29 protein-coding genes are annotated in these 26,912 nt (G+C 63.7%); 18 read left to right on the top strand and 11 right to left on the bottom strand.

The window, feature by feature from the left end; all coding sequences use genetic code 11:
* Positions 1 to 10: 10 nt before the first annotated feature.
* Positions 11 to 415 carry a cupin domain-containing protein gene (locus tag FFS37_RS16310; protein ID WP_137931975.1) on the bottom strand — a complete coding sequence of 135 codons (405 nt, stop codon included), beginning with the start codon at positions 413 to 415 and terminating at the stop codon, positions 11 to 13.
* A gap of 130 nt (positions 416 to 545) precedes the next feature.
* Here FFS37_RS16310 and FFS37_RS16305 point away from each other — a divergent pair, with 130 nt between their 5' ends.
* The 6 genes from FFS37_RS16305 to FFS37_RS16280 all read left to right on the top strand — a co-directional run bounded on the left by FFS37_RS16305 (position 546) and on the right by FFS37_RS16280 (position 5,520).
* Positions 546 to 1,337 (top strand): ABC transporter ATP-binding protein, encoded by a 792-nt coding sequence (locus FFS37_RS16305; protein WP_137931974.1) that lies wholly within the window; start codon positions 546 to 548, stop codon positions 1,335 to 1,337.
* Positions 1,327 to 1,851: an endonuclease domain-containing protein gene (locus FFS37_RS16300; protein WP_137931973.1), complete on the top strand. Its 525-nt coding sequence runs from the start codon at positions 1,327 to 1,329 to the stop codon at positions 1,849 to 1,851. The genes FFS37_RS16305 and FFS37_RS16300 overlap by 11 nt, the downstream gene beginning before the upstream one ends.
* Entirely contained in the window at positions 1,852 to 2,730 is an 879-nt protein-coding gene (locus FFS37_RS16295; protein WP_137931972.1) for an ABC transporter permease, read from the top strand.
* Complete coding sequence (locus FFS37_RS16290; RefSeq protein ID WP_137931971.1) at positions 2,727 to 3,881, top strand: ABC transporter permease; 1,155 nt, start codon at positions 2,727 to 2,729, stop codon at positions 3,879 to 3,881. The genes FFS37_RS16295 and FFS37_RS16290 overlap by 4 nt, the downstream gene beginning before the upstream one ends.
* A gap of 41 nt (positions 3,882 to 3,922) precedes the next feature.
* The gene (locus FFS37_RS16285) at positions 3,923 to 4,894 is read left to right on the top strand and encodes an ABC transporter substrate-binding protein (RefSeq protein WP_137931970.1); all 972 of its coding nucleotides are present in this window, start codon (positions 3,923 to 3,925) and stop codon (positions 4,892 to 4,894) included.
* 170 nt (positions 4,895 to 5,064) lie between these two features.
* On the top strand, positions 5,065 to 5,520 hold the full coding sequence (locus FFS37_RS16280) for a CHRD domain-containing protein (protein WP_137931969.1): 456 nt from the start codon (positions 5,065 to 5,067) through the stop codon (positions 5,518 to 5,520).
* Positions 5,521 to 5,872: 352 nt separating this feature from the next.
* Here the strand turns inward: FFS37_RS16280 and FFS37_RS16275 are convergent, their stop codons facing one another.
* The 3 genes from FFS37_RS16275 to FFS37_RS16265 form a co-directional block, all read right to left on the bottom strand.
* A complete protein-coding gene (locus FFS37_RS16275; RefSeq protein WP_137931968.1) occupies positions 5,873 to 7,522 on the bottom strand; it encodes a thiamine pyrophosphate-binding protein in 1,650 nt (549 codons plus the stop codon).
* Positions 7,519 to 8,694, bottom strand: coding sequence for a CaiB/BaiF CoA transferase family protein (locus tag FFS37_RS16270; RefSeq protein WP_137931967.1), 1,176 nt, complete (start codon positions 8,692 to 8,694; stop codon positions 7,519 to 7,521). Before FFS37_RS16270 ends, FFS37_RS16275 begins: the two co-directional genes overlap by 4 nt.
* Positions 8,695 to 8,787: 93 nt before the next feature.
* The gene (locus FFS37_RS16265; protein ID WP_137931966.1) at positions 8,788 to 9,720 is read right to left on the bottom strand and encodes an alpha/beta fold hydrolase; all 933 of its coding nucleotides are present in this window, start codon (positions 9,718 to 9,720) and stop codon (positions 8,788 to 8,790) included.
* Between the two features lie 186 nt (positions 9,721 to 9,906).
* On the opposite strand from FFS37_RS16265, the gene FFS37_RS16260 reads away from it, so the two are divergent.
* Together FFS37_RS16260 and FFS37_RS16255 are read left to right on the top strand one after the other, a co-directional pair.
* Positions 9,907 to 10,914: a ribonuclease T2 family protein gene (locus FFS37_RS16260; RefSeq protein WP_137931965.1), complete on the top strand. Its 1,008-nt coding sequence runs from the start codon at positions 9,907 to 9,909 to the stop codon at positions 10,912 to 10,914.
* Between the two features lie 88 nt (positions 10,915 to 11,002).
* Positions 11,003 to 11,614, top strand: a complete 612-nt coding sequence (locus tag FFS37_RS16255; protein WP_137931964.1) for a hypothetical protein — start codon at positions 11,003 to 11,005, stop codon at positions 11,612 to 11,614.
* A gap of 22 nt (positions 11,615 to 11,636) precedes the next feature.
* Here the strand turns inward: FFS37_RS16255 and FFS37_RS16250 are convergent, their stop codons facing one another.
* Positions 11,637 to 12,923, bottom strand: a complete 1,287-nt coding sequence (locus FFS37_RS16250; protein ID WP_137931963.1) for a GGDEF domain-containing protein — start codon at positions 12,921 to 12,923, stop codon at positions 11,637 to 11,639.
* Between the two features lie 257 nt (positions 12,924 to 13,180).
* Between FFS37_RS16250 and ettA the strand changes: the two genes are divergently transcribed.
* The 4 genes from ettA to FFS37_RS16230 all read left to right on the top strand — a co-directional run bounded on the left by ettA (position 13,181) and on the right by FFS37_RS16230 (position 17,346).
* Positions 13,181 to 14,830: an energy-dependent translational throttle protein EttA gene (ettA, locus tag FFS37_RS16245; RefSeq protein WP_137931962.1), complete on the top strand. Its 1,650-nt coding sequence runs from the start codon at positions 13,181 to 13,183 to the stop codon at positions 14,828 to 14,830.
* A 47-nt stretch (positions 14,831 to 14,877) separates the two neighbouring features.
* Positions 14,878 to 15,648 carry a trans-aconitate 2-methyltransferase gene (tam, locus tag FFS37_RS16240; protein ID WP_137931961.1) on the top strand — a complete coding sequence of 257 codons (771 nt, stop codon included), beginning with the start codon at positions 14,878 to 14,880 and terminating at the stop codon, positions 15,646 to 15,648.
* A gap of 115 nt (positions 15,649 to 15,763) precedes the next feature.
* On the top strand, positions 15,764 to 16,096 hold the full coding sequence (locus FFS37_RS16235; RefSeq protein ID WP_232375689.1) for a hypothetical protein: 333 nt from the start codon (positions 15,764 to 15,766) through the stop codon (positions 16,094 to 16,096).
* A gap of 128 nt (positions 16,097 to 16,224) precedes the next feature.
* Positions 16,225 to 17,346 (top strand): beta-ketoacyl-ACP synthase III, encoded by a 1,122-nt coding sequence (locus FFS37_RS16230; protein WP_137931959.1) that lies wholly within the window; start codon positions 16,225 to 16,227, stop codon positions 17,344 to 17,346.
* A gap of 9 nt (positions 17,347 to 17,355) precedes the next feature.
* Here FFS37_RS16230 and FFS37_RS16225 read toward each other — a convergent pair whose 3' ends face one another.
* Positions 17,356 to 17,922: a methyltransferase family protein gene (locus FFS37_RS16225; RefSeq protein WP_137931958.1), complete on the bottom strand. Its 567-nt coding sequence runs from the start codon at positions 17,920 to 17,922 to the stop codon at positions 17,356 to 17,358.
* Between the two features lie 114 nt (positions 17,923 to 18,036).
* A complete protein-coding gene (locus tag FFS37_RS16220) occupies positions 18,037 to 18,459 on the bottom strand; it encodes a hypothetical protein (RefSeq protein ID WP_137931957.1) in 423 nt (140 codons plus the stop codon).
* On the opposite strand from FFS37_RS16220, the gene FFS37_RS16215 reads away from it, so the two are divergent.
* The 3 genes from FFS37_RS16215 (at position 18,453) to FFS37_RS16205 (ending at position 21,074) form a co-directional block, all read left to right on the top strand.
* Positions 18,453 to 19,226 (top strand): TetR/AcrR family transcriptional regulator, encoded by a 774-nt coding sequence (locus FFS37_RS16215; RefSeq protein ID WP_232375688.1) that lies wholly within the window; start codon positions 18,453 to 18,455, stop codon positions 19,224 to 19,226. The genes FFS37_RS16220 and FFS37_RS16215 overlap by 7 nt on opposite strands.
* 4 nt (positions 19,227 to 19,230) lie before the next feature.
* Positions 19,231 to 19,848, top strand: a complete 618-nt coding sequence (locus FFS37_RS16210; protein WP_137931956.1) for an MOSC domain-containing protein — start codon at positions 19,231 to 19,233, stop codon at positions 19,846 to 19,848.
* Between the two features lie 131 nt (positions 19,849 to 19,979).
* Positions 19,980 to 21,074: a serine hydrolase domain-containing protein gene (locus tag FFS37_RS16205; protein WP_232375687.1), complete on the top strand. Its 1,095-nt coding sequence runs from the start codon at positions 19,980 to 19,982 to the stop codon at positions 21,072 to 21,074.
* A gap of 72 nt (positions 21,075 to 21,146) precedes the next feature.
* Here FFS37_RS16205 and FFS37_RS16200 read toward each other — a convergent pair whose 3' ends face one another.
* Together FFS37_RS16200 and FFS37_RS16195 are read right to left on the bottom strand one after the other, a co-directional pair.
* Positions 21,147 to 21,986 carry an SDR family oxidoreductase gene (locus FFS37_RS16200; protein WP_137931955.1) on the bottom strand — a complete coding sequence of 280 codons (840 nt, stop codon included), beginning with the start codon at positions 21,984 to 21,986 and terminating at the stop codon, positions 21,147 to 21,149.
* Between the two features lie 131 nt (positions 21,987 to 22,117).
* Positions 22,118 to 23,089 carry a D-amino acid aminotransferase gene (locus FFS37_RS16195; protein ID WP_408631437.1) on the bottom strand — a complete coding sequence of 324 codons (972 nt, stop codon included), beginning with the start codon at positions 23,087 to 23,089 and terminating at the stop codon, positions 22,118 to 22,120.
* A 159-nt stretch (positions 23,090 to 23,248) separates the two neighbouring features.
* Here FFS37_RS16195 and FFS37_RS16190 point away from each other — a divergent pair, with 159 nt between their 5' ends.
* Positions 23,249 to 23,758, top strand: a complete 510-nt coding sequence (locus FFS37_RS16190; RefSeq protein ID WP_137931954.1) for a hypothetical protein — start codon at positions 23,249 to 23,251, stop codon at positions 23,756 to 23,758.
* Between the two features lie 4 nt (positions 23,759 to 23,762).
* Here the strand turns inward: FFS37_RS16190 and FFS37_RS16185 are convergent, their stop codons facing one another.
* Together FFS37_RS16185 and tsaA are read right to left on the bottom strand one after the other, a co-directional pair.
* Positions 23,763 to 24,077, bottom strand: a complete 315-nt coding sequence (locus FFS37_RS16185) for a DUF2293 domain-containing protein (RefSeq protein WP_137931953.1) — start codon at positions 24,075 to 24,077, stop codon at positions 23,763 to 23,765.
* The gene (tsaA, locus tag FFS37_RS16180) at positions 24,074 to 24,595 is read right to left on the bottom strand and encodes a tRNA (N6-threonylcarbamoyladenosine(37)-N6)-methyltransferase TrmO (protein ID WP_232375694.1); all 522 of its coding nucleotides are present in this window, start codon (positions 24,593 to 24,595) and stop codon (positions 24,074 to 24,076) included. The genes FFS37_RS16185 and tsaA overlap by 4 nt, the downstream gene beginning before the upstream one ends.
* Before the next feature lie 212 nt (positions 24,596 to 24,807).
* Between tsaA and FFS37_RS16175 the strand changes: the two genes are divergently transcribed.
* A complete protein-coding gene (locus FFS37_RS16175; protein ID WP_137931952.1) occupies positions 24,808 to 25,815 on the top strand; it encodes an ArsR/SmtB family transcription factor in 1,008 nt (335 codons plus the stop codon).
* Positions 25,815 to 26,732 carry a methylenetetrahydrofolate reductase [NAD(P)H] gene (gene metF, locus FFS37_RS16170; RefSeq protein WP_137931951.1) on the top strand — a complete coding sequence of 306 codons (918 nt, stop codon included), beginning with the start codon at positions 25,815 to 25,817 and terminating at the stop codon, positions 26,730 to 26,732. Before FFS37_RS16175 ends, metF begins: the two co-directional genes overlap by 1 nt.
* The last annotated feature ends 180 nt before the right edge of the window (positions 26,733 to 26,912 follow it).

Raw genomic sequence — 26,912 nt, 5'->3', positions numbered from 1 at the left:
CCCACTCACATCAGGCGACCAGCGCATCCAGTTCCGGCAGCAGGACGACGCTTTCCTGTTCGTTGGGATCGGTGCGGGCAATGACCGCCGAGGAGGGGGCGTCGCTGAGATTGGCCGGCAGATGCGGCACGCCCGCCGGAATGTAGAAGAGGTCGCCCGCCTTGACGACGATGTGGTGCTCGAGGCGGTCGCCATACCAGGTATGGACTTCGCCGGAGAGCACATAGATCGCGGTTTCGTGGCTCTCGTGCAGATGCGCCTTGGCGCGGACGCCGGGCGGCATGGTGAGCACATGCATGCAGATGCCGGAAGAGCCGACGGACTCGGTGGCGATGCCGGCGAAATAGGTCAAACCCTGCTTGCCTTCATAAGTGCTTTCAGGGCGGATAAGATGACATGTCGGTTTGGGCGACATCGGGGAAACTCCGGGCGGCGGGCTGACAGGACAGGACCAATGGGACGGGGCGAGTGGAAAACAACATCGCGATAAAAGCAATCGGAATCCGGCCGGCGCGGCGGCGGCGGGAACAGGCAGGCCTCGGCCGATGACGGGAACCTCGCCAGCCGTCGTCGCGGCAAGCAAACTGGGCCTTACCTTCCAGACCAATGACGGCCCCGTACAGGCGCTGTCCAATGTCGACCTCACCATCGGCAAGGGTGAGTTCGTCTCCTTTATCGGGCCATCGGGCTGCGGCAAGACAACCCTGCTGCGCGTCATCGCCGATCTGGAGAAACCGACCTCGGGAACGATTTCGGTCAACGGCATGACGCCGGAGCAGGCGCGCGAGAAACGCGCCTATGGCTACGTCTTCCAGGCGGCCGCGCTGTTTCCTTGGCGCACCATAGAGCGCAATGTCGCGCTGCCGCTCGAGATCATGGGCCTGTCCAGGGCCGAGCAGGCGGAACGCATCAAGCGCACGATGGATCTGGTCAACCTGTCCGGCTTCGAGAAGAAATATCCCTGGCAGCTTTCCGGCGGCATGCAGCAGCGCGCCTCGATCGCGCGCGCGCTGGCCTTCGACGCCGACCTCCTGTTGATGGACGAGCCGTTCGGGGCTTTGGACGAGATCGTTCGCGATCACCTCAACGAGCAATTGCTGCAGCTATGGGCGCGCACCAACAGGACTATCTGCTTCGTCACCCACTCCATTCCGGAAGCCGTCTATCTGTCGACACGGATTGTGGTGATGTCACCACGCCCCGGCCGTGTCAGCGACATCATCGAATCGACGCTGCCGAAGGAGCGGCCGCTCGACATCCGCGAAACGCCGGAGTTTTTGGCGATCGCGGCGCGTGTTCGCGACGGCCTGCGGGCAGGGCACAGCTATGATGATTGAGCGGGCGGGGGAAGAGCTTCCTCCTCTCCCCCAGGGGGAGAGGGTGGCCGGAGCGAAGCGGAGGTCGGGTGAGGGGGCGGCGCCGACGCATCCAACCAAGAGGAAGGCCGGGGTCACGGAGCGCGCCCGAGAGCTGCGGCTTGACGAAACCAAAGCCGAATACCGGCTTTGGGGCGAGTTACGGGGGCGTCACCTCAACGGCTACAAGTTCGTAAGGCAAGTGCCGCTAGGCCCGTTCTTCGCCGACTTTCTCTGCCGCGAGAAGAACTTGATCATTGAAATCGATGGCAGCCAACATGCCGAGTCCCTGACTGATGAAAGCAGAACCGCTTGGTTGAACAGCCATGGTTATTCTGTTCTTCGTTTCTGGAACCACGAGGTTCTGGCGGAGCGGCGGGCGGTTTTGGATACAATATTAGCGGTGCTTGAGGGTGAGATACACTCCCCCTCACCCGGCCTTCGCTTCGCTCCGGCCACCCTCTCCCCGGCGGGGAGAGGAGAAGGGCACCTCTAGATGGATAGCTTCCGCGACAAACTCATCCCCGTCACCACCATCCTCGCCGGCGTCGTGGTGCTCTGGTATGTCTTCGCCGTCATCCTCAACGCGCCGTTCCAGCGCGATATGGACAGCCGCGCCAACGCGACGCCCGGAACCATGGAATTCGTCGGCAAGACGCTGTCGCAGCCCAAGCCGACCATGCCGGCGCCGCACCAGGTGGCGGTGAACTTCTTCGAAAACACCTTTCTGCGGCCCATCAATTCGAACCGCAGCCTCGTCTACAATGCCTGGGTGACGCTGTCCTCGACGCTGCTTGGCTTTGCCTTCGGCACCGCGCTCGGCATCGTCATTGCGGTCGGCATCGTGCATGTGGCGACGCTCGACCGCAGCCTGATGCCGTGGATCATCGCCTCGCAGACCATTCCGATCCTTGCGGTGGCGCCGATGATCATCGTGGTGCTGGCGGCGGTCGGCATTACCGGGCTGGTCCCGAAGGCAATGATCTCGACCTACCTGTCCTTCTTCCCGGTGACGGTCGGCATGGTGAAGGGGTTGCGCTCGCCCGAGATCATGCATCTCGACCTGATGCACACCTACAATGCCAGCCGCGCGCAGACCTTCTGGAAGCTGCGCGTGCCGGCCTCTGTGCCGTTCCTGTTCACCTCGATGAAGGTGGCCGTGGCCGCGAGCCTCGTCGGCGCCATCGTCGGCGAGCTGCCCACAGGCGCGGTCGCCGGCATCGGCGCAAAGCTGCTCGCCGGCGCCTATTACAGCCAATCCATCGACATCTGGTCGGCGCTCGTCGCCGGTTCGATCGTGGCGGCGCTGCTGGTGATGGTTGTCGGCGTCGCCGGTCGTCTCGTCGACCGCGCCATGGGCGGGAGGCCGGCATGAACTGGCTGAAACCGTCCTGGCAAGGCGTGCTGGCGATTGCGCTGTGCGTGGTTGCCGTCGTGCTGGGCGCGATGTCCAAACCGGAAGCGGCCGCGCTGGCGGACACGGCGGCAAGTGCGGCCTATCCCTATCACGCAACGAAGTTGCTTATGATGGGCCTGGTCGTGGTGGCGGCGCTGGTCTCGATGATCCGGATCGCGCCCCTGATAGAAGCCGGGGTGCTTTTCGTGGGCGCTCATCTCACCGCATGGCTGCTGATATCAGGCATAGGAGGTTTCGAAGGTACAGCGCTCGCGCCTTATTACCTTCTCCTTGCCGCTGCCTGGCTTCTGGGCTGGCGATGCGTGGCGGTGCTGTCGGATATCCGGCCGGCGCACAAGGGCAGCCGTACGGCGCTGCGCCTCGTCATCCCCGCGATCTTCGGCGCCTGGATCCTGATCATCTGGGAAGCGGTGACGCGTGGCGCCGGCATTCCCTTCATCCTCCTGCCGCCGCCGAGCGCGATCGGCGCACGCTTTGCCAACTCCCTGCCGATCCTCGGCGCGGATGTGCGGCAGACAATCCTCAAGGCGGTCCTGTTCGGCTACATCGTCGGCAGCGGCGCCGGCTTTATCACCGCGATCCTGGCCGACCGCGTGCCGTTCCTGCGGCGCGGGCTGCTGCCGATCGGGAACATGGTCTCGGCGCTGCCCATCATCGGCGTGGCGCCGATCATGGTGATGTGGTTCGGCTTCGACTGGCAGTCCAAGGCGGCGGTGGTCATCATCATGACCTTCTTCCCGATGCTGGTGAACACGGTCGCCGGCCTTGCCGCCTCCGGCCACATGGAGCGCGACCTGATGCGCACCTATGCGTCGGGCTACTGGCCGACGCTGGTCAAGCTCCGGTTGCCGGCCGCCGCGCCCTTCATCTTCAACGCACTGAAGATCAATTCGACGCTGGCGCTGATCGGCGCCATCGTCGCCGAGTTCTTCGGCACGCCCGTCGTGGGCATGGGATTCCGTATTTCGACCGAAGTCGGGCGGATGAACATCGACATGGTCTGGGCCGAAATCGCAGTTGCAGCCCTTGCGGGTTCGGTCTTTTATGGCGTGGTCGCTCTTGTCGAAAGAGCCGTCACGTTTTGGCATCCCTCTGTCCGTGGTGGATAGGGGCGGTGGGTTTAAGGGCACTAACTTCAGAGGGTAAAAGAATGAAAAAACTGATTATTCCTGTCCTGGCCGGCGCGATGTCGCTGGCCGCGTTCCAGGCGATGGCCGCCGACAAGGTGACCTTGCAGCTGAAATGGGTCACGCAGGCCCAGTTTGCCGGCTACTATGTCGCCAAGGCCAAGGGCTTCTATGACGCGGAAGGCCTCGACGTCGACATCAAGCCGGGCGGCCCGGATATCGCGCCCGAGCAGGTCATTGCCGGCGGCGGCGCCGACGTCATTGTCGACTGGATGGGCGGTGCGCTCGCGGCCCGCGACAAGGGCGTGAACCTCGTCAACATCGCCCAGCCTTTCAAGAAGGCCGGCATGGAGCTGGTGTGCCCCAAGAACGGGCCGATCAAGACCGAGGCCGATTTCAAGGGCCACACGCTCGGCGTCTGGTTCTTCGGCAACGAATATCCATTCTACGCCTGGATGAACAAGATCGGTCTCAAGACCGATGGCGGACCGGACGGCGTCACCGTGCTGAAGCAGAGCTTCGACGTGCAGCCGCTGATCCAGAAGCAGGCGGACTGCATCTCGGTCATGACCTACAACGAATACGGCCAGGTCCTCGATGCCGGCTACAAGCCGGAAGACCTGATCGTCTTCAACTACTCGGCGATGGGCAACGACCTGTTGGAAGACGGGCTCTACACACTTGAGGACAAGCTCAAGGATCCGGCTTTCTCCGACAAGATGGTGCGTTTCGTGCGCGCCTCGATGAAGGGCTGGAAATACGCCACCGAGAACACCGACGAGGCCGCAGGCATTGTCGTGGACGGCGGCGGCCAGGACGAGAACCACCAGAAGTTCATGATGAAGGAAGTGGCCAAGCTGATCGACAATGCCGACGGCAAGTTGATCCCGGCCGCCTATGAGCGCACCGCCAAGGCGTTGCTCGACCAGAAGATCATCACCAAGGAGCCGACCGGCGCCTATACGACCGCGATCACCGACAAGGCGATTCAGTAGTATCAGCGGTCTTGCGCAAGCATTGAGAAGGGGCGGGCGACCGCCCCTTTTTCATGCCGCCCGGTCACAAAAACGTGTGTCGGGATACATCGTGCCGCCCGATCGTTCAGGTTGCGGCATGCGCGCGTCGGGGAGCCGCGACGCATGCGAAAGCCACTCGGAGGTTCTTCATGCGCACACAATTCCTGTCGCCGGCCCTGCTGCCGGTGTTTTCGGCACTGGCCGTCTCGTCCGCTTTGCTTTTCGTCTCGCCGGCATTGGCCGAAGTGGTGAAATACAAGGCCACTCTCGACGGCAGCCAGCAGAGCCCGCCGGTCACCACAAAGGGCAAGGGCACAGCCACGTTCACCTTCGACACCGCCAAGAAGAAGCTCAGCTGGGACGTCAAATATTCCGGCCTCAGCGGGCCTGCGACGGCCGCGCACATCCACGGTCCGGCGGCGATGGGAGCGAATGCGAGCCCGGTCATCCCGTTCAAGGGTAAACTCAAGAGCCCGATCAAAGGATCAGCAACGTTGACCGACGCGCAGGCCGCCGACCTGGAGGCCGGCAAGTACTACGTCAATGTCCATACGGCCGCCAACAAGGACGGCGAGATCCGCGGGCAGATCGACAAGGCGATGTAGGAGAGCAGGGCGATGTCGGAGAGCAGGGCTGTAGGGCGACAGATCGCCCAGCTCCGCGCCGCTATGGTGCCAATTGTCCTCAATTGTCCTTATTTGTCCGCTGCGGCGACAGGCCTGAACGCCTAGTTTGCCGGGGCATCATGGATCGCGGCGGCTGACCGTCGCCTTCGGAGACATGCCGGGCAATGATGGCGGCCGGGCAAAGCAGACCCTGCTGGTTCACGGGCCCTTCCTGCCAATGGCAGGTCGTGGCCAGCAGTTGGAGCCGGCCTCGCTTCGCGCGGGGCCGGCCTCCAGAACTCCAGTACCCCAACGGGGCAGGGGCAGCCCCGTTTTTTTCTTTTTGACTGTTTCAGGCCTTGTCGCGGATCTGCGTCATCGTGCGGGTCGGCGTGATCGCTTCCGGATCGAGCCGGATTTCGATGATCGCGGGCTTGCCGCTGGCGCGCGCGCGCTCGAAAGCGGGCGCAAAATCCGCCGTCTTTTCCACCGTCTCGCCATGGCCGCCATAAGCGCGGGCGAGCGCGGCAAAATCCGGGTTCTTCAGATCGGTGCCCACGACGCGGCCGGGATATTCGCGCTCCTGATGCATGCGGATGGTGCCGTAGATACCGTTGTTGACGACGATCACCACGATCGGCAGGTCGTATTGCACGGCGGTGGCGAATTCCTGCCCGTTCATCAGGAAGCAGCCATCGCCGGCAAAGGCGACCACGGTCCGGTCGGGATAAAGCGCCTTGGCGGCGACCGCGGCCGGTGTGCCGTAGCCCATCGAGCCGGAGGTCGGCGCTCCCTGCGTGGCAAAGCGGCGGAAGCGGTGGAAGCGGTGGACCCAGGTGGCATAGTTGCCGGCGCCATTGGTCAGGATGGCGTCTTCGGGCAGCACCTTTTCCAGATAGGTCATGATCGGTCCCATCTGGACCGCGCCGGGGCCGGTTTGCGGCGGGGTCGACCAGTCGAGATAGGCGGCATGCAATCTGGCCGCTTCCTGCGCCCACGCGGGCGTGGCGGCCGGCCTGCGTTTCGCGAACGCTTCGACGAAGGCGGCAGGCGAAGCGTTGATGGCGATCGTTGGCCGGTAGACCCGGCCAAGTTCGCCGGAATCGGCGTGGACATGCACCAGCGCCTGGTCCGGGTAGGGGCTCTTCAGCAAGGTGTAGTCGGACGACGGCATCTCACCCATGCGGCCGCCAATCAGCAGCACGACGTCGGCTTGCTTGATCGCGGCCGCCAGCTTCGGGTTGATGCCGATGCCGACGTCGCCGGCGTAGTTCTGGTGCAGATGGTCAAACAGCATCTGGCGGCGGAACGAGCAGCCGACGGGCAGCGACCAGGCTTCCGATATGGCCTGCATCCCCGTCACGGCTTCCTCGTCCCAGCGCGTGCCGCCGAGAATGACAAAGGGGCGTTTGGCGTTGGCGAGCAGCATTTCCAGCGCATCGAGCTCGGCCTCGCCGGGGCGGGTCTCCACCGGCGTGTGCGGAAGCGCCTGCGGTGCCTCGACCTCGCTGGTCAGCATGTCCTCCGGCAGCGAGATGACGACCGGGCCGGGGCGGCCCGAGGTTGCCACGGCGAAGGCACGGGTGACGAATTCCGGAATGCGCGAGGCGTCGTCGATCTCGACCACCCATTTGGCGATGTCGCCGAAGAACCTGACGTAGTCGACTTCCTGGAAGGCTTCGCGTTCCTTGGCGTGGCTGGCGACTTGGCCGATGAACAGGATCATCGGCACCGAATCCTGCATGGCGATGTGGACGCCGGCGGATGCGTTGGTGGCGCCGGGGCCACGGGTGACGAAGCAGATGCCGGGCTTGCCGGTCAGCCGACCCTGGCAGTCCGCCATCATGGCGGCACCGCCTTCCTGGCGGCAGACGATGGTGCGGATCGAGGAGTCATGCAGCGCGTCGAGCACGGCGAGATAGGACTCGCCCGGCACGCAGAAAATGCGATCGGTGCCGTTGGCTTCGAGCGCGTCGACAATCAATTGTCCGCCGGTCTTCATTTTCCAGCTTTCTCCAGTTCGGCAAGGATTTCCTGCGTGTGCTCGCCAAGGCGCGGCGAGGGGCGCTCATAGACGAGCGGCGTGCCTGACATGACCATCGGCGCGCGCACCGAGGGCAGGCGGTTGCCATGGCCGTCATCGAGGTCGAGCCGCATGCCGCGCGCGACCGTCTGCGGGTCGGCGAACATCTGGCCGATATTGTTGATCGGGCTGGCCGGCACGCCGGCGGCCTCGAGCTTGGCCAGCAGCGGGTCGCGATCCCTGGTCTTCAGCGCTTCGATGATGCGGGCGCGAAGGTCCGCCCGGTTGGCGACGCGGGCGGGATTGGTGGCGAAATCGGGATTGGCGGGCAGCTCGTCCAGCCCGACGGCGCCGCAGAATTTGGTGAACTGGCCGTCATTGCCGACCGCCAGGATGATGTGGCCATCTTGGACCGGCAGCACCTCGTAGGGCGCGATGTTCATGTGGGCGTTGCCCATCTGCACGGGCGGCTTGCCGGAGACGAGGTAGTTGAGGTTCTGGTTGCCGAGCGCCGATATCTGGGTATCGAACAGCGCCATGTCGATGTGCTGGCCTTCGCCGGTCTGGCCAGCATGGCGAAGTGCCGCCTGGATGGCGATGACCGAATAGAGGCCGGTGAAAATGTCTGATATGGCGACGCCGGCCTTCTGCGGCTCGCGGCCGGGCTCGCCGGTGATCGACATCATGCCGGCCATCGCCTGGATGATGAAATCATAGCCCGCGCGCGGCGCATACGGCCCGTCCTGGCCGAAGCCGGTGATCGAGCAATAGACGAGGCGCGGATTGATCTCGCGCAGGCTGGCGTAATCGAGCCCGTATTTCTTCAGGCCGCCAAGCTTGAAGTTCTCGATCAGCACATCCGCCGTCGCGACCAGCCGGCGCACGGTTTCGGCGCCCTCCTGCGTGGAGAAATCGATGGCGATGGAGCGTTTGCCGCGATTGCAGGAATGGTAGTAGGCGGCCGACAGGTTTTCGCCGTCATGGCTCGTGACGAAAGGCGGACCCCATTTGCGGGTATCGTCGCCGCCATCGGGGCTCTCGACCTTGATGACATCGGCGCCGAGATCGGCGAGCAACTGCCCGGCCCACGGCCCGGCAAGGATGCGGGCGAGTTCGATGACGCGGACGCCTTTCAGCGGGGGTTCAGCCATGGATCACCGTGGTTGATTGAAAGGTGAGGCTCTATCAAGCCCGGCCGCGACTGTCACGGCCCTTGCAATGGGCCACGCGCCGGATGCGCAGACTCAGGATTTCAGCACAGTGTCCGCCCAGGCGGCGAAATCAGCCATGATGACGTCCCGGTTCACTTCGTTCAGGCTTTCGTGGCGGGTGTCGGCGTAAACCTTTGAAACGAGATTCGAAAAGCCCATCGCGCGCATCCTCCGGGCGAGATGGTCGATGCCCTTGCCATAGTCCGAGGCGGGGTCCTTCTCACCGCCGACGATGGCCACCGGGAGGTCGCGGCGGACATTGGCGAAGGCGGCATCCCGGCCGCCGTTCAGCGCCATCGAGACCACATCGCGCCACATCGAGATGGAGGCGTCCCAGCCGCACAGCGGGTCGGCGATGTATTTCGCCACCTCCGCCTCGTCGCGCGACAGCCAGTCGAACAAAGTGCGGTGGTTGGGCACAGCCTTGCCCCAGGCCTGGAAGGTCAGCTTCGGCAGCAGGCGCGAGGGGACATCCGACCCCAGCCGCATGCGTTCCCAACCAAGGATGCCCAAGGCCACCTGGCCAAGCAGGCCTTGCGAAAAATTGCCGTTCCAGATGGCGGCGGCATGGATACGGGGCGCGTGGCGCAAAAGGTAGTTGAGCGCCACGGATGCGCCCATGGAATGGCCGAACAGGATGACAGGCAGGCCCGGATGTTCGCCGGCGATCAGGTCGTGGACGGCATCGACGTCGGCGATGACCCTGGCGGGGCCGTCCTTGTCGGCGAACCTGCCAAGCGGAGCGTCGGGCGCCCTGGTGCCGCCATGACCCCGATGGTCGTGGACATAGACATGAAAACCGCGCGCGGCCAGGAAGTCGGCGAAGCGATCATAGCGCGCGGCGTGTTCCGCCAGGCCGTGGTTGATCTGGATGACCGCCCGTTGACCGGCCTCGGCCGTTCTGACGAACAGGTTGAGGTCGGCGCCGGTCGGCGAGCGGATCAGGCGCTGCTGGCTGAATGACATGCCGCTCGTCTCCCATCTTCTGATTTTCTTGTTGTAGGCTTTGTTTGCGCTGCCGCCCGTTTTGCGTCAATCCATTGCGCTTCGTTTGCCTCGACGATGTTTCTTGCCTTTGTTCAACAAAATATCGCAATTCTGACATGGAGACAGCGGCAGTCTGTCGCCCACTTTATTCAGCGGGGATTTTTAATGCGCATTGCTTCTGTTTTTGGATTGGCAGGTCTGGCGGCATCGCTGGCAGGGGTCGCACATGCCGAGGTCAAGATGAGCGGCAGTTTCGTCGCCGATGCATCCTGTCCGGCGACGCAGGCGATCAAGAACGGAAAGAACCCCGGCAACGTCTCGACCGACGCCGGGCAGAGCTACCAGCTTCTGGCGGGCAACAAGGACGTGCCGACGCACTATCTTATCCTGGTGCCGGGCGCCGATCCGGAACGCCGCTGGGTCAAGGTCAGTTGCGGGCATCTGTCAGGCGCCAGCGCCGCCGCGGCACCGGCCGCGCCCGATGGGCAAGGCAAGCCGGCACCTTCGGGAAAACCCGAATATGTGTTCGCGTTGAGCTGGCAGCCGGCGTTCTGCGAGACCAAGTCGAACAAGCCGGAATGCAGGGCGCAGAATCCGAACGAATTCGACGCCACCAATTTCACCTTGCACGGCCTGTGGCCGCAGCCGAACGGCAATTTCTATTGCCAGGTTTCGGCCGGCGACAAGGCCAACGACAACCCGGCCCACTGGCAGGATTTGCCGCCGGTCAACCTCGACGCCGGCACCCGCGCCGAACTCGACAAGGTGATGCCCGGCACGGCCTCGAAGCTCGAGCGGCATGAGTGGATCAAGCACGGCACCTGCTACGGCAAGGGTCAGCAGGAGTACTTCTCCGAAGCGCTCAACCTGATGCGCCAGGTGAACGGCTCGCCGGTGCGCGATCTCTTCGCAAAGAACATCGGCGCCAAGCTGACGGCCGACCAGATTCGCGGCGCCTTCGACCAGGCCTTCGGCGCCGGCGCGGGAGACCGGGTGCGCGTCTCCTGCCTCATCGATCCGTCGAGCGGGCGCCGCATGATCGGCGAACTGACCCTCGGCCTCGCCGGTCCGATCGGCCCGAACAGCGCGCTGAAGGATCTGATGCTGGCCTCGGTCCCGACCAACAAGGCCGGTTGCCCGGTGGGCGTGGTCGATCCGATCGGGTTCCAATAGGCACGATAGCCGTAGCGAGGCGCGGCGCGACTGTCCCACTTGCCTGAAACGGGCTATGCTGACCTGACTTCATTGGACGGGGGTTGCAATGAGTGGCGTCACGGGCGGTGCGCTGGCGCGGCTGGCATTCTGGGCCAAGGGCATGGTTTCGATCAACGATGCCCGCATGGAATGGCCGGGCTTCTCCTATAGCGAGGCCGAGTGGGCGCGGATGCGCACGCTCTCCGAGCCGATCGGCGCCGGCACCTACCAGTTGTTCACCATGGTCAATGCCGTGATCTTCATCGCCATTGCCGCCCTGGGCATTGCCGGCGTGTTCCTGCCGCTGGCGACATTGCTGTTTCCCATACCGGCGCAAACCAGCGCGTTGAAGTTCTCGCTTTTGCTGGCCGCCTGCGCCTTTCTCATCATCGGCCTCGGCCTGCCGGTTTCGATGCGCCTCGCGGCGATGCTGGTCGGAGGCAAGACATTGCGTGCCGCGTTGGTTCCGGCCGAAGGCGACGAAGCCCTGGCCGCGAAAGTGTCGTGGCAGATCAACCGCATCATGCTGATCATGTGCGGCCTGCTGGTGCCTGGCATCCTGCTGTTCATCGCCTACGACATCCAGGCCGGTCCGATCATCACGGCGCTGAAATGGCTGGCGATCGCGCTGATGGCGGTATCCACGGCCACCGGTATAGTCAGGCAGCGGCAGGGCTAGACTATTTCCGGCCTGAGTTGCGCTAGATTTGCGCCGGTTTTGTCCAGGAGATGGCGGCTTCGTGCTCGCTGCCGCCCGGTTCGCCGACAACGCGGTCGCGCCCGCTCGACTTGGCCTTGTAGAGACGTTGGTCGGCAAGTGCGAACAGGTCGGCCAGGCAATGCGTCGTCTCGCTGACGGTGGAAACGCCGGCACTGACGGTAACGCCGAAGCGGCTGGTGGCTGCCGAGGCCTTGACCGCATGGCGGATGCTTTCGCCAAACAGCCTGGCGACCGAATGCGGGCGTGAACTCAGGATGGCGAACTCCTCGCCGCCGATCCTGAACACCTGGTCCTGCGCGCTCGCCGCTTCGCCAAGCACGGACGCGACCGCCTTCAGGACCTTGTCGCCCTCGGCATGGCCGAAACGGTCGTTTATCGACTTGAAATGGTCGACGTCGACGATCAGCAGGCTGAGCGGCCTGGCCGTGCGCAGGCTGGCCTGGACCGCGGCCTCGCCGTCGCTGTCGAAGCGGCCGCGATGCAGCAGGCCGGTCAGGCCGTCACGCCCGACATGCTCGACCAGCGCTTCATAGCGTTCCCGATAAGTCAGCGTCTCGAAAATGTCGGTCAGGCCACGGGGCACCTGGATGTCGCGGGCCTCGAACCATTTGAGATAGGCGACCAGCATGGCACTGAAGGCGAGTGCCGCAGCCATCTTGGCGAACCAGCCGCCGAAGAACACGGCGATCGGCGCGCCGGCGACGAAGTGCAGCGCGGTGAAGAAGCCGGCCTGATCGAAGGTGAGCACGCAGGCGACGCAAATCAGGACGCGCGCGAATTGCGCCTGACGAAGATACCGGCCGAGTTTTTCGTAGAGCAGGATGATCAGGATGGCGTCGACGAACAGCAGTGTCGTGCCCCACACCATGAGCCAGCCCATCTCGTCGATGAAGCCGATGTCGGGCGACCTGCCGTCGGGGAGCGGTGCGATGGCATGCATGCGCAGCAGGAGCACCAGGCCGATCATCAGCGCATTGCCGAGCAGCAGGCCATAGATCGGCTGGCGCACGGTCGCGGCGTCCTCCTTGATGTAGAGCAGGAGCAGCATCACCAGCTTGCCTGAAAACATCACCGCCGAGCCTGGCGAGACCATGCCGAACGGCAAGGCGACGTAGAAGACGCTGGCGAGATAGGTCTCGAGGAAATGCATGACGCCGAGCGCGCAGACGAAGACGCCGAGGCCGATGCGCTTGCGGAAACGGAAAAGCGTGACCATGACGCTGAAGTAGACGACCGCTTCGGCAAGGAGCAGGACACTGTTCAACACTGCCGTCGATCCATTCTCTCGCGCCAGAAATCGCGGCAAGCCGGCGATTCCACCCCGATCCTGTTTTGACGCGCAAGGGTTAACCAGAGATTTCAGCCGGCCGGAAGGCGGTGGAAAACTTCAGCGGCTCCCGCACACATGTCCGTGTGGCCATCCGGATCCGGCAAAAGCGATTGCCGTTCGCCGCCGCATCGCCTACATAGCGGCCAACCTCATTCAAATCGGCAAATCCAGTCAGTTTTTCAGGGAAAGCGCGCGTGGCACGCCAGTTCATCTATCATATGTCAGGCCTCTCGAAGGCCTATGGCACCAAGAAGGTGCTCGATAACGTTCATCTGTCCTTCTATCCCGATGCCAAGATCGGCATTCTGGGCCCCAACGGTTCGGGTAAGTCGACCATCCTGCGCATCATGGCCGGGCTCGACAAGGAGTTCCAGGGCGAGGCGTGGCTCGCCGAGGGCGCCACCGTCGGCTACCTACCGCAGGAGCCGCATCTCGACCCCGAGAAGACCGTGATGGAAAACGTCATGGAAGGCGTCGCCCGGAAGACGGCCATCATCGAGCGCTACAACGAGCTGATGATGAACTATTCCGACGAGACGGCCGATGAATCCGGCAAGCTCCAGGACGAGATGGACAGGCTGAACCTGTGGGATCTCGAGCAGCAGGTCGAGATGGCCATGGATGCGCTGCAGTGTCCGCCGGGCGATTCGGAAGTGACCAACCTGTCGGGCGGTGAGCGTCGCCGTGTGGCGCTTTGCCAGCTTCTGCTGCGTCAGCCGGACCTGCTGCTGCTCGACGAACCGACCAACCATCTCGACGCCGAGACCACGGCGTGGCTGGAAAAGCACCTGCGCGACTATCCGGGCTCGGTGCTGATCATCACCCACGACCGCTACTTCCTCGACAATGTCACCGGCTGGATTCTCGAACTCGACCGCGGCCGCGGCATTCCCTACGAGGGCAACTACACCAGATATCTCGATGCCAAGGCCAAGCGCCTGATCCAGGAAGGCCGCGAGGACGACGCCCGCCAGAAATCGATCTGGCGCGAGCGCGAGTGGATCCAGTCCTCGCCCAAGGCGCGCCAGACCAAATCCAAGGCTCGCATCAAGGCCTATGAGGAACTGGTCGAGCAGTCGCAGAACCGCAAGCCGACCGACACGCAGATCGTCATTCCGTCGAGCGAGCGGCTCGGCAATGTCGTCATCGAGGTCGAGGGCCTCAACAAGGGCTTTGGCGACGAGTTGCTGATCGAGAACCTTTCATTCCGCCTGCCGCCGGGCGGCATCGTCGGCGTCATCGGCCCGAACGGCGCCGGCAAGACGACGCTGTTCAAGACCTTCACCGGCCAGGAGAAGCCCGATGCGGGCTCGGTGCGCATCGGCGAGACGGTCAAGCTCGGCTATGTCGACCAGAGCCGCGACGCGCTGGATGGGAACAAGACCGTGTGGGAAGAAATCTCGGGCGGCGCCGAAATCATCAAGCTCGGCAAGCATGAAATCAACAGCCGCGCCTATTGCTCGTCCTTCAACTTCCGGGGCGGCGACCAGCAGCAGAAGGTCGGCAACCTTTCGGGTGGCCAGCGCAACCGCGTGCATCTGGCCAAGATGCTGAAGAATGGCGGCAACGTGCTGCTGCTCGACGAACCGACCAACGACCTCGACACCGAAACGCTGGGCGCGCTCGAAGACGCTCTGGAAGCCTATGCCGGTTGCGCCGTCATCATCAGCCACGACCGCATGTTCCTCGACCGCATGGCCACTCACATGCTGGCCTTCGAAGGCGACGCGCATGTCGAATGGTTCGAGGGCAATTTCGAGGAATACGAGAAGGACAAGCTGCGGCGCCTGGGCGCCGAAGCGGCCGCCCCGCACCGCATGACGCACAAGCGGCTGACGCGGTAAGGATTTCAAGGGGCGGCGAATTTCCCGGGGATACGAGGAGAGCTCCAATGGCTGACTGGTCCGCCGCCCAATATCTGAAGTTCGAGGACGAGCGCACGCGGCCCGCGCGCGATCTCGTCGCGCAAGTGCCGGTCGATTTCCCGCGCCGTGTGGTCGATATCGGCTGCGGGCCGGGCAATTCGACCGAATTGCTGGTCGAACGCTGGCCCGATGCCGAGGTCAGCGGTTTCGATACTTCGCCCGACATGATCGAGAAGGCGAGGGCGCGCCTGCCCAATGTGACCTTCGGCCTTGCGGACGCCGCCACGTGGCAGCCGGAAAAGCCGGTCGACGTGATCTTCGCCAATGCGGTCTTCCAGTGGCTGCCCACGCACCCGGCCGTCTTCCAGCGCCTGATGGGATTCCTCTCGCCCGGTGGTGCGCTCGCCGTCCAGATGCCCGACAATATGAGTGAGGATTCGCATCGCCTGATGCGGGAAACCGCGGCAGAAGTGCCGTTCGCGGCGAAGCTGAAAGACGCGGCGCGGGCACCCTTGCCGGTGGTGTCGTTCTACTACGATCTTCTTTCACCGCTGTCGGCCCGGCTCGACGTCTGGCATACCGTCTACAATCATCCGCTCGCGGACGCCGGGGCGATCGTGGAGTGGGTGAAGTCGACCGGGTTGAAGCCGTTTCTCGATCCGCTGGAGGCCGACGAGCGCAAGCTGTTCCTCGACAGCTACGGCGCAAAGATCGCCAAGGCCTATCCGAATATGGCCGACGGCAAGGTGCTGCTGCGTTTCCCCCGCATCTTCATCGTCGCCAAGCGAGCCGGTTAGACAAGAAAATTACCGCCTCGCCGGGGCTTTGCCGCCGCCGCTTGACCCGGTTTCGCCGCCATGCGCAATTCGTGATGTGGGGTCATGATGGCCCGCGTGGCAGGGGGAAATGGTGATGTTGAGAAAGTTGCTTTATGGCGGCGGTGTCTGCGCGGCGGCGCTGCTGGCACTCTCGGTTTCGGCCGAGGCCAAGCGGGCGCGCTGCTTCACGACGGATGACGGGTATTTCGCCTGCACATACAGGGCGATCGACGACGCGGGCAGCTTCCGCATCTCGGCGCCTGGCTATCCGACCTATGTGCTGGAGATCGACGCGCCGGGCTTTGCCTATGGCTATGTCAATCTCGGCAGCCGCAATGTGCCGCTGCCAGGCCAATATGTGCGCAGCCGCGACGACGGCGCATGCTGGAGCAATCCGCAGACCAACACAAAACTGTGCGCCTGGTGACCCGGGTTCAAGCCGGCTCAAACCTTTGGTTTAAGCCGGCGTAAACTCGCCTGATAGAAAAGTGTTGCGCCGAAGCGTTTCGGCGCCCACATGAAGCCGCAACGCCTGCGGATGGGACGGACTGAAACATGCATCGCGTCATCATCAGCGGCATCGGCGCTGAAATTCCTGAGCCTGTCATCACGAATGAAGAGCTGGTCGAGAGCTTCAACAGCTGGGTCGACGTCGAGAACGCGCGGCGCCAGGGCACCGGCGAGGCGCTGCTGCAGAAATCCGACGCCGACTTCATCGTCCACGCTTCGGGCGTGCGCAGCCGCCATGTGATCGAGCGCGAAGGCATCCTCGATCCGGCCCGCATGACGCCGCGCATTCCGGCGCGGCCCGACGATGCACTGTCGCTGGAGGCCGAGTTCGGCATCGCGTCGGCCAGGAAGGCGCTCGACCATGCCGGGCTCGAGCCTTCGCAGATCGACCTGATCATCTGCTCGGCCTCGCATCACCAGCGGCCCTATCCCGCGATCGCCATCGAGATGCAGGAAGCGCTGGGCACCACAGGCGCGGGCTTCGACATGGGGCTCGGCTGCTCGTCGGCCGCGGCGGCGCTGCACATGGCGGTCAATCTGGTGCGCTCCGGTGCGCACAAGCGCATTCTGGTGACCACGCCCGAGATCATCACCGGCCATCTCAATTTCCGCGACCGGCAAACGCACTTCATCTTCGGCGATGCCTCCGTGTCGATGGTGGTGGAGGGGCTTGCCCAGGGAGAGAAGAGGCCGGGGCGCTTCGAGGTGCTCGAAACGCGTCTCTGGACGCAGATGTCGAACAACATCCGCACCAATCTGGGTTATCACACCCGCACCGCCCAGGACGACCCCTACAGGATCGACCTTGAAGGCAATCTCATCAAGCAGGTCGGCAACAAGGTGTTCAAGGAAGTCACCGTCGCCGGCCACAAATTCATCGTCGAATTCCTGGCCGAGCATGGGCTGACGCCGGAGGGCGTGCGCCGTTTCTGGCTGCACCAGGCCAATGCGCGCATGAACGCCATGATCCTGAAACTGGCGTTCGGTCATGATGTCGGCCACGACCGCGCGCCGATGGTGCTGGAAAAGCTGGGCAACACCGCGGGCGCCGGCGCCATCGTGGCGCTGTCGGAGAACCATGCCGACATGGCGCCCGGCGATTTCGGCCTGATCTGCGCGTTCGGCGCGGGATATTCGATCGGCGGGGCGCTGCTGAGGATGCTCTGAGCCGGCCCGTCAGGCTGGCGCGAAGGGAACGAGCATGGGCACCCGCGTGGCGTAATCGTCATAGGCCGGCCCAAGTTCGCCGCGCAGGAAGCGCTCCTCCAGCTTTGCCTTGATGACGACGCCAATGATGAGCAGGGCCGTGCCCGCGACGCCCCAGACCGTACCCTTTGCCGCCATAGTCGCCAGCACGGCCAAAAGCAAGCCGGTATAGATCGGATGCCGGACCAGCCCGTAGGGCCCGCTGTCGACCACGTGATGATCGGCCTTGGCGGTCACCGAAGCCGACCACAGCCTGCCCAGATGGATGCGCGCCCACCACGCAAAGATGATGCCCGCGGCGACCAGCACGACGCAGACCCAGGCCTCGGCGAGGCTCGGAATCCACAATCTCAATCTGCCCTGATAGCCATGGGCTGGAACGAGTAGCAGGGCGGTGCCGGCCGCCCAGAATATGCGGTAGCGGACCTCCTCCCCGACGGTGGCCCGTTTTTGAGCCGGATCGGCCCACAGGGCGGCCGCGATCCATGTGACCACCCAGATCAGCCAAAGCGCTGCGATTGCCGCTCCGGGACGCATCACGAACCTCCATCGACCGCCTGGACGCCACCATGAAGCCGGTGCAGCGCGGCGGCAATGCGGCGCCGCACCGGTCTTCGGTCAGAAGATTGTGATCGGCGGGGAGCCGCAGCTTCAATGCGCGGCGGCGGTCGCGGCGGCGACAAGCGCATCGCCTGTGTACTGCCGGTCACCGATGCCCCAGCCGCCGTCGGGCGCGTTGAGGATGTTGATCCAGGTGTTTTCGGGCTTGTGCCCGGGGACGCTGAGTTCGGCGACGATTTTGGCTGCGGCGGCAATGAAGTCGTTGCGGGCCTCGATCGAGCCGAGGCCGATATTGGGCAGTTTCAACTCGACCATGACGACGGGACGGTTGGCGCCGCCTGCATAGATGTGGCCGGGCGGTAGGATGTGGACGGTGCCGCCGACGATCGACGTGAAGAATGAATTGCCTTTGGCGCCCGACGCTTCGATGAGGGCAGCGCTGAGCCGCGGCAGGATTTCGCGCTCTCCGGTCGCGGTCAATACGCCTTCCGGGGCGGTTACGGTGATTGGCATCTGGTCTCTCCATGTCCTCGGGATTGCACGGCCTAGCCGGTCGATCGTCTTCCGGCTTGCCATGTTTCGTATCAATTGATACGTTATGCGAATTGGGCAAGTCAACAGGTTTCGTATCGATCGCTATGAAAAATTCGGAAAAGGCTAAAGGCGGTCGCCCCCGCGCGTTCGACCTTGATCGGGCGCTGGATGCGGCGATGCATCTGTTTTGGGAGCATGGCTATGAGGCGACATCTCTGGCCATGCTGCGCGAGGCGATGGGGCTGACACCGCCGCAGATCTACAATGCCTTCACCGACAAGGAGACGTTGTTCCGCAAAGCGTTGACGCGCTACCACCAGACGGAGATCGGTTTCGCGCTGGACGCGCTGAGCGCACCGGTGTCGACGCGGGAGGCGATCCGGCGGTTGCTCATGGGGGCGGCGGAGGCCTATTCCAGGCCTGGCAAGCCGGGCGGATGCCTGTTCGTCAGCGGCGCCCTGGCAGCCTCGCCGCAGGCGCAAGCCATTGCCGATGAGCTCAAGGCCTATCGCAAAGGGAGTGAAGCGGCGATCGCGGAGCGGCTCGCCAAGGGGCAGGCGATGGGCGACCTGCCCGAAGGCCTCTCCGTGGACGGCTTCGCCAAGTATCTGGCCGGCGTCATGAACGGCATGTCGATCCAGGCGCGGGACGGCGCCTCGGTCGAAGAATTGCGCATTTTGGCTCAAACCGCTCTTGCGGCGTTGCCGGGCCAAGGGCAGAACCAAGGCGCATCATCCAAGGAATGACGCCATGCTGGATCTCTTCCCCGAGGCCGAGAAACCGATCGACATCATCCCGGCGAAAAAGCTTTCGGCACGCGCGGCAGCGCTCTACGTCGCGCCGTCGGATCATTTCCAGACGCGCCCGGTGGCGGAATTGCAGCTTGGCTTCGACGGCATATCGGGCGATTTCCATGTTGGGCCGACGCGGCGCTCCGGTGGGCGCGAACCCTGGTATCCGCGCGGCACCGAGATGCGCAACGAGCGGCAGCTTTCCATAGTCGCGGCGGACGAACTCGCCATCGTCGCCGAACGGATGGCACTGTCCGAAATCAGGCCGGAGTGGATCGGCGCCAATCTGGTGATCGAAGGCGTGCGGCACCTGTCCATGCTGCCGGCGGGCACGCTGCTGTTCTTCAAGGGAGGCGTGACCATCAAGGTCGATGCACAGAACGCACCGTGCCGCATCGCCGGCCGTTCGATCGCCGAACACGCCGGGATGGCCGACATCGAAGCCGGGGCGCTGCAGTTTCCGAAAACCGCGAAGCGGCTGCGCGGTCTCGTCGCCTGGGTCGAAAAGCCGGGAACGATCAAGGCCGGCGAAGAGATTTCGGTAAGGGTGCCGGAGCAGTGGATTTACAGAACGTAGCTCCTGCTCTGTTGCCGGGGGCTGATCGAGGACGAGCGCAAGCTTATTCGTAGGTTTGCCATTTTCACAGGCTGCACATGATTGCCGGAACCACCCGCAGAGATATCCTCAAACTCATGGGAGCAGCCCTCGTGGTCAGCAACACATCGGACATCGCGAATGCCGCGGACTGGCAGGTTGTCGCGCCAGGGGCGGCAGGATTCAAATCCGACCCTGCGGCGAGTTTCGACGAATTGGCAAAGACGGGCAAACTGGCAGGTGTCCATGGTGTCGTCGCCCTTCGGGGCGGCCGTATCGCGTTCGAGCGTTACATGGATGGTAACGACATGAGGTGGGGGCAGCCGCTCGAGAATGTGGCATTCGGGCCCGAAACACTGCACGACGTCAGGTCTGTCACCAAAAGCATCGTTGGCCTGCTCTATGGCATAGCGCTCGCCCGCGGGCAGGTGCCGGGACTTGATGAACCTGTGGTCGCGCAGTTTCCCCAATATCCCGACCTCGCTGGCGATCCGCAACGCAAGCGCCTGAGCATTCGGCATGCGCTGACCATGACGCTTGGCATGGAGTGGAATGAAAACGCGCCATACACCGATCCGGCCAACAGCGAAATCGCCATGGAGCAGGCGCCGGATCGATATCGCTTCATCCTGAATCGCCCGATCCTTGCTGAACCGGGAAAGAGGTGGATCTACAGCGGTGGAGCCGTTGCGCTGCTTGGGAAGATCATCGAGAGAGGCACCGGGCAGAGCTTGCCTGAATTCGCCCGTGGAGCGCTTTTCGATCCGCTTGGGATCAAATCCATGGACTGGATTCGCGGACAGGATGGCGAAGCATCAGCCGCATCGGGGCTGCGGCTGTCGCCGCGTTCGCTGGCCCGTATCGGGCAGATGATCCTGCAGGGCGGTCAATGGGAAGGCCGCCCGGTCGTCCCAAAATCCTGGCTTGAGCAGAGTTTCCAGCCTACCGCATTGGTCGACATCGGCTGGCCGGGAATGCACTATGGTTGTCTCTGGTATCTGGGCGAAGAGGCCATAACGGACAAAGCAGGGACGTATGGGGAGCGGTTTGTCGCGGCCTTCGGCAATGGCGGACAGCGTCTGTTTGTTTTCCCCGGCCTCGATTTCGTTCTCGCCATCACGACCGGAAATTACAATTCCCCCGATCAATGGCGAGCGCCTGCCGCTATCTTGTACAACGTTTTTCTTCCCAGCCTTACCGGCAGCTGAACGATCCAATTCCGCAACCGGCATGGGTCGTCCAACCGCGCCGCCCCGAGGCGACGCGGCCGGGCGGCTGCATCAGCCCTTGCGGTTCTTGTTGGCGCCTTGCGCCATCACGGACACATGGTCCCATTTTTCCCAGGTGGCGATGCGGTTGGCATATTCCTGCTTGGTCATCGGCAGGCCGCCATCACCGAAGAACACCCGAAGCGGCGGCTCGGCCGCGTCGACGATGGCCAGCATCGCCGGGCCGGTGGCTTGCGGATCGCCGGCGACCGAACTGGCGCGGCGCTCTGCCATCTTGGCGCGGGCGGGCGCATAGGCCTCGATTGGCTTGGAGATCTTGGCGGAGGCTCCGGACCAGTCGGTGGAGAAACCGCCGGGCTCGACCAGAGTGACATGGATGCCGAATTCCGCCACCTCGATGCTGAGCGACTGGCTGAAGGCTTCCAGCGCCCATTTCGAAGCGTGGTAGAGGCCGAGCGAGGCAAAGGCGTTCACGCCGCCGATCGACGAGATCTGGATGATGTGGCCCGAACGCTGCGCCCGCATGATCGGCAACGCCGCCTGGGTGACCCACAGCGCGCCGAACACATTGGTCTCGATCTGGTCGCGCGCTTCCTGTTCGCTGACCTCCTCGATGGCGCCGAAATGGCCGTAGCCGGCATTGTTGATGACGACGTCAAGCCGGCCAAAACGCTTGTGCGCCTCGGCGATTGCCGCGTCGACGGCTTTCTTGTCGGTGACGTCGAGCTTGATGGCGGCGACGTTGTCACCGTATTTGTCGACGAGATCGGCGAGCGTGCCGGCATCGCGGGCGGTGGCGGCAACGCGGTCGCCGCGCGCCAATGCGGCCTCGGCCCAGACGCGGCCAAAGCCCTTCGACGATCCGGTGATGAACCAAACCTTAGCTGTCATTATGTGGAATCCTTGCCCCTGCGGGCGCAATTTCTGGTGAAGCGGAGGCTTCTCCGCTTTCGGCATATACGGTCGATCCTCCGATTTTCCAGAGGCGAGGGGAAATCTTTTTGGCCGGCCGCCTCGATCGGTCAGGGATAGGTGACCTCAGACGTCCACGCCGGATCGTCATGCTTTTTCCAATAGAGCGCCATCAGCCGGCTCGTGACCGGCCCGACCTTGCCATCGGCGACTGCAGTGCCATCGATTTCCGTCACCGGCATAATGCCGCCGGCGGTCGAGGTGATGAAGACCTCGTCGGCTCCGCGCAGCGCGGCGACACTGACATCCATGGCTGTCGCTGCGAGGCCGGCCTCGGCGCAGAGATCGAAGACGGTGCGCCTTGTGATGCCGGGCAGCACGCCGATGGCCGGTGTAGACAGTCTGCCGTCCTTGACGCAGAAGACGTTGAAGCCCGGGCCTTCGGCGACATTGCCGTTGAAGTCGAGGATGAGCGCGGTCTCGGCGCCACGATCGTAGGCGTCGTAGAGACCACGCACCAGGTCGAGCCAGTGATAGTTCTTGATCGCCGGGTCGATCGAGGCCGGCGGAATGCGCACCTTGTCGCTGATGGCGACGCGCAGGCCGCGCTGCAATTGTTCTGGATTGGCGACAGAGCCGAACGGCACGGCGAAGGCCATGAAGCGATTGACCGCCTGGCGCGGGTCACGGCTGAAGGTCGGCGAGGCGCCGCGCGTGCACAGCATTTCGACATAGGCGGCGCGATGGCCGGACAACGCCACGCAATTGTGCAGGATTTCGCTGACATCGGCGCGATCGAACGGGATCGTCATGCGCAGCTTTTCAAGGCCGCCGAAGAAACGATCGAGATGCAGGTCGAGCCGGAAGAAGCTGCCGTTCCAGACATGCACGGTGTCATAGGTGGCGTCGGAATGCAGGAACCCCCAATCCAGCACCGACACCTTGGCCTGCGACATCGGCAGGTATTGGCCGTCGAGGAAGGCGATGCCATCGGGATAGGCGTGGGGATCGACGTGACGGTCGCTGACCACCGGCAGGGGTCTTGCCTGCTGCATTGTCTGGCTCATGGGGGGCTGGTTCATAGGGGCCTCCTGTCGCACAAGGCGGGATCGGCAGGCTAGCGGCGCCGGGCAGCAAGCATAGGGCCAGCCGCCAGGCGCCGTTCGTCCTCCACGACGATCTGGCCGATACATTGGATTAGAGTTGCCTTATGATCCAATGGCTCGAAACGGGAGGGGGAAATGGGCAGATTTGGGATCGTCGTTGCGGCCTTGTCGATTTTCGCCGCCGCGGGCGAGGCGAGCGCTCAATGCGCGAAAGAGGGCGAGGAACTCTGCCAGAACGGGCAGACCTATCGTTGCGAGAAGACCGGCAGCGAACTGACGCCGATCTTCCAGAACCTGCCTTGCACGGTGAACGCGCCGGCGGCGTCCCTGAACGGCACCTGGGTCGGCAGCGGCCATCAGAGCCCGGCGGGCGATGCCGGCGCCGACTGGTCGATCGCCATGACGATCAGGGATGACGGCGCGTCGATCGACTACCCGTCACTCGGCTGCGGCGGTTCGCTGTCGCAGACATCGAGGGACGACGCGTCCGCCGAATTCCATGAGAACATCACCTACGGCCAGGATAAATGCATCGACGGCGGCAATATCACCGTGCGCTTTTTCAAGGGAAACCTGTCCTGGACCTGGGTCGGCCAGGCCAACGGCCAGCCCTACAATGCGATCGCGGTGCTGACACGGCAGTAGTCGCTCATTCCTCCTCGTCATCGGCATCGAGCAGGCGTGTGGCGCGCCAGCGGGTGAGCACGATGTTGGTTTGCTCGATGACGAAGAAACGCGCCGAGTCGCGGTCATAGCCTTCGGCCAGCAGCTTTTCGTAGTCGGTATGGGCGTGGCGGATATGGGCGATCGTCGCCAGCCACACCGCGATGGTGGGCGGCAGGGTCTTCATGTGCACCGAGCCGGCGTCGGCGCGGATCTTCTCCATGTCGGCATAAGGCGCCAGCGGCAGAAGCGCTGTCAGCGCCTTGGCGATGGCCCGGCGACGGCCGGTCGGCGCTGTCATGGCCCTGTCCTGCCGGGTTCGTCGCGTCCCTCGATGGTCGCTTCGGGCCAGGCGTCGGTCGATGCGTAGTAAGGCTTGATGTCGATGACCGGGGTGCCGTCGAGCACGTCGATGGCATCGAGCTCGATGCGCCCGGTGCCGATATCGAGACCGACAAGCTTTGCCACATGCAGGCCGACCGGGTTGGGCCGGGCAGGGGAGCGCAGGCCGAATACGCCTTTTGCTTCAGCCGCATGGCGCGGTTTCTGCACGATCAGATTGCGGGGCGCATGATGCAGCCAGGACAGGATGACGATATGGCTGGCGCGCTCCAGTCCGCGCAGGCCGTCACGATAAGGCGGGTCGATGGTCAGCAGCGCCGGCTGCCCTGTCTCGCGGGCGGCGCGCATGTTCTTCGGGCAGCTTTCACGCGTCGTCCAGGGCGAGGCGATGCTGCCGATGAATATCACACCACCATCCGGCGGCATCGTAGCCGGGTCGTCGTCCAGCCTTTGCTCGCCTTCGCGCGCCTCGAACATTTCGCGCAGCCCGCTCATCTTGCCTGTCTCTGTGCTGGTGCCTGTCATTGTCCCAAGACCGCACCACATTTTCGGCCGGTACGCACCGGAAAATCACGCATGCGGCATTTTCTTGTCCGGAAGCGACATAGCGCTTGCAAGGTTTTAAAAATCGACATAAACATATGTTTATATCTTTTTCAAAATGAATTCGCTGAAATGAGAATGCGCTCATGCACGTTTCGCTCGACACCATGGTGGATACGTTAAAGGCGGCGGCCGAATCCAGCCGTTTGCGCATATTGGCACTGTTGTCGCGCGGCGACCTCACCGTTTCCGATCTTACCGAAATTCTCGGCCAGTCGCAGCCGCGCGTTTCGCGGCACCTCAAGCTCTTGCTGGAGGCCGGGTTGATCGGCCGCTATCAGGAAGGGTCGTGGGCTTTCTTCCGCCTGTCGGATGCCGATTCGGCCAGGGATTTCGTGCTGCGGCTGGTTTCAGGCATCCGTGGCGCAGATCCGCAGGTCGAGCGCGATCTCGAGCGGCTGGCTTCGGTCAAGCGCAAGCGGCAGGACCGGGCGGCCGAGTATTTTTCCGTCAACGCCGCGAGCTGGGATCATATCCGCTCGCTGCATGTGCCGGACCGCGCGGTCGAGGCCGCGATGCTGAAGCTGGTCGGCAAGCGGCCGTTCCAGTCGATGCTCGATCTCGGCACCGGCACCGGGCGCCTGCTCGAAATCTTCTCGCCGCTCTACCGGCGCGGCGTCGGCATCGACATGTCGCGCGAAATGCTGACCGTGGCGCGCGCCAATCTCGACAAGGCCGGCGTCTCGAATGCGCAGGTGCGGCAGGGCGACATCTTCTCGCCGCCGGTCGAGCGTGATGCCTTCGATCTCGTCACCATCCACCAGGTGCTGCACTATCTCGACGATCCGGCGCGCGCCATCCACGAGGCGGCGCGGCTTTTGCGCCCGGCCGGCCGCCTGGTCATTGTCGACTTCGCGCCGCACACGCTGGAGTTCCTGCGTGACGAGCACGCGCATGCCAGGCTCGGCTTTTCCGATCGGCAGATCGGCGAATGGTTCGCCGAGGCCGGGCTCGATCTCGAGGACAGCCAGGAGTTCGAACCGCGCGGCGGCAACGAGGCGCGGCTGACGGTCAAGCTGTGGCTTGGCCGCGACCGTCGCCTGCTGATCGCCGACCCTTCCAATGATAGCCGGCAGATAAGGGAAATCGCCTGATGAACCAGTTTCGCTTTTCCCGCCGCCCCGACATTGGCGACAAGGTCAGGGTTTCCTTCGAGTTCTTTCCTCCCAAGACCGACGAGATGGAGGCCAGGCTGTGGGACACCGTCACCAGGCTGGAGCCGCTGAAGCCGAAATTCGTCTCGGTGACCTACGGCGCCGGCGGCTCGACGCGTGAGCGTACGGCGCGCACCATCGACCGTATCCTGAAGGAGACCAGCCTGACGCCGGCCGCGCACATGACCTGCGTGGATGCCGCCCGCCATCAGGTCGACGCGGTAATCCAGGAATTCGCCGACATGGGCGTCAAGCGCTTCGTTGCCCTGCGCGGCGATCCGGCGGCCGGCGTCGGCACCGCCTACCGGCCGCATCCGGATGGCTACGCCAATGGCGCCGAGCTGGTTGGAGCGCTGAAGGGCGCCGGGGATTTCGACATATCGGTCTCGGCCTATCCCGAGAAGCATCCGGAAAGCCCCGACTTCGCCACCGACATCGACATGCTGAAGCGCAAGGTCGACAATGGCGCCACGCGGGCAATCACCCAGTTCTTCTTCGACAACGATCTCTACGAGCGCTATGTCGAGCGGGCACGCCGCGCCGGCATCTACATCCCGATCGTTCCCGGCATCCTGCCGGTGCACAATTTCACGCAGGTCGCCAATTTTTCGGCGCGCTGCGGCGCGCTGGTGCCGGCGTGGCTTGCCGAGCGCTTCGACGGTCTGCAGAACGATCCGCAGACCCATGCCCTGGTGGCCTCTGCCGTCGCGGCCGAACAGGTGCTGGACCTCGTCGAGCGTGGGGTGGGCGATTTCCACTTCTACACGATGAACCGCGCCGACCTGGTCTTTGCCATCTGTCACATGATCGGCATCCGTTCGCACGAGGCGGAAACAGCAGGCTCCGCCGCCGCATGAGCAAAATCTAAATAAGCAAAAGGCCGGGTAAAACCCGGCCTTTCGAATTGTTTGGACTATTCGGTGCTGGTCTTCCCCGTCTTTGGCGGGTTCAGGGAAGGACGCCCATAATGAGGGCGCCGATGAAAGCAAACGCAGCACAAATCATCAATGCGTTGATTGGCCTTGTAAGTCCCATGA

The organism is Mesorhizobium comanense, assembly GCF_005503535.1.
Taxonomy (GTDB): Bacteria; Pseudomonadota; Alphaproteobacteria; order Rhizobiales; family Rhizobiaceae; genus Mesorhizobium; species Mesorhizobium comanense.
The sequence above is the reverse complement of the archived record's forward strand: the minus strand, read 5'-3'. Positions and strand labels throughout refer to the sequence as shown.

Bases quoted from the DNA above. Each gene is read 5' to 3' on its own strand.
- FFS37_RS16295 (WP_137931972.1), top strand. From the start codon at position 1,852: ATGGATAGCTTCCGCGACAAACTCATCCCCGTCACCACCATCCTCGCC.
- FFS37_RS16220 (WP_137931957.1), bottom strand. From the start codon at position 18,459: ATGCCAATCACCGTAACCGCCCCGGAAGGCGTATTGACCGCGACCGGA.
- FFS37_RS16285 (WP_137931970.1), top strand. From the start codon at position 3,923: ATGAAAAAACTGATTATTCCTGTCCTGGCCGGCGCGATGTCGCTGGCC.
- FFS37_RS16300 (WP_137931973.1), top strand. From the start codon at position 1,327: ATGATGATTGAGCGGGCGGGGGAAGAGCTTCCTCCTCTCCCCCAGGGG.
- FFS37_RS16260 (WP_137931965.1), top strand. From the start codon at position 9,907: ATGCGCATTGCTTCTGTTTTTGGATTGGCAGGTCTGGCGGCATCGCTG.
- FFS37_RS16305 (WP_137931974.1), top strand. From the start codon at position 546: ATGACGGGAACCTCGCCAGCCGTCGTCGCGGCAAGCAAACTGGGCCTT.
- FFS37_RS16185 (WP_137931953.1), bottom strand. From the start codon at position 24,077: ATGACAGCGCCGACCGGCCGTCGCCGGGCCATCGCCAAGGCGCTGACA.
- FFS37_RS16210 (WP_137931956.1), top strand. From the start codon at position 19,231: ATGCTGGATCTCTTCCCCGAGGCCGAGAAACCGATCGACATCATCCCG.
- tam (WP_137931961.1), top strand. From the start codon at position 14,878: ATGGCTGACTGGTCCGCCGCCCAATATCTGAAGTTCGAGGACGAGCGC.
- FFS37_RS16230 (WP_137931959.1), top strand. From the start codon at position 16,225: ATGCATCGCGTCATCATCAGCGGCATCGGCGCTGAAATTCCTGAGCCT.
- FFS37_RS16270 (WP_137931967.1), bottom strand. From the start codon at position 8,694: ATGGCTGAACCCCCGCTGAAAGGCGTCCGCGTCATCGAACTCGCCCGC.
- FFS37_RS16190 (WP_137931954.1), top strand. From the start codon at position 23,249: ATGGGCAGATTTGGGATCGTCGTTGCGGCCTTGTCGATTTTCGCCGCC.
- FFS37_RS16225 (WP_137931958.1), bottom strand. From the start codon at position 17,922: ATGCGTCCCGGAGCGGCAATCGCAGCGCTTTGGCTGATCTGGGTGGTC.
- tsaA (WP_232375694.1), bottom strand. From the start codon at position 24,595: ATGTTCGAGGCGCGCGAAGGCGAGCAAAGGCTGGACGACGACCCGGCT.
- FFS37_RS16265 (WP_137931966.1), bottom strand. From the start codon at position 9,720: ATGTCATTCAGCCAGCAGCGCCTGATCCGCTCGCCGACCGGCGCCGAC.
- FFS37_RS16175 (WP_137931952.1), top strand. From the start codon at position 24,808: ATGCACGTTTCGCTCGACACCATGGTGGATACGTTAAAGGCGGCGGCC.
- FFS37_RS16290 (WP_137931971.1), top strand. From the start codon at position 2,727: ATGAACTGGCTGAAACCGTCCTGGCAAGGCGTGCTGGCGATTGCGCTG.
- FFS37_RS16195 (WP_408631437.1), bottom strand. From the start codon at position 23,089: ATGAACCAGCCCCCCATGAGCCAGACAATGCAGCAGGCAAGACCCCTG.
- FFS37_RS16255 (WP_137931964.1), top strand. From the start codon at position 11,003: ATGAGTGGCGTCACGGGCGGTGCGCTGGCGCGGCTGGCATTCTGGGCC.
- FFS37_RS16280 (WP_137931969.1), top strand. From the start codon at position 5,065: ATGCGCACACAATTCCTGTCGCCGGCCCTGCTGCCGGTGTTTTCGGCA.
- FFS37_RS16200 (WP_137931955.1), bottom strand. From the start codon at position 21,986: ATGACAGCTAAGGTTTGGTTCATCACCGGATCGTCGAAGGGCTTTGGC.
- FFS37_RS16310 (WP_137931975.1), bottom strand. From the start codon at position 415: ATGTCGCCCAAACCGACATGTCATCTTATCCGCCCTGAAAGCACTTAT.
- metF (WP_137931951.1), top strand. From the start codon at position 25,815: ATGAACCAGTTTCGCTTTTCCCGCCGCCCCGACATTGGCGACAAGGTC.
- FFS37_RS16275 (WP_137931968.1), bottom strand. From the start codon at position 7,522: ATGAAGACCGGCGGACAATTGATTGTCGACGCGCTCGAAGCCAACGGC.
- FFS37_RS16235 (WP_232375689.1), top strand. From the start codon at position 15,764: ATGTTGAGAAAGTTGCTTTATGGCGGCGGTGTCTGCGCGGCGGCGCTG.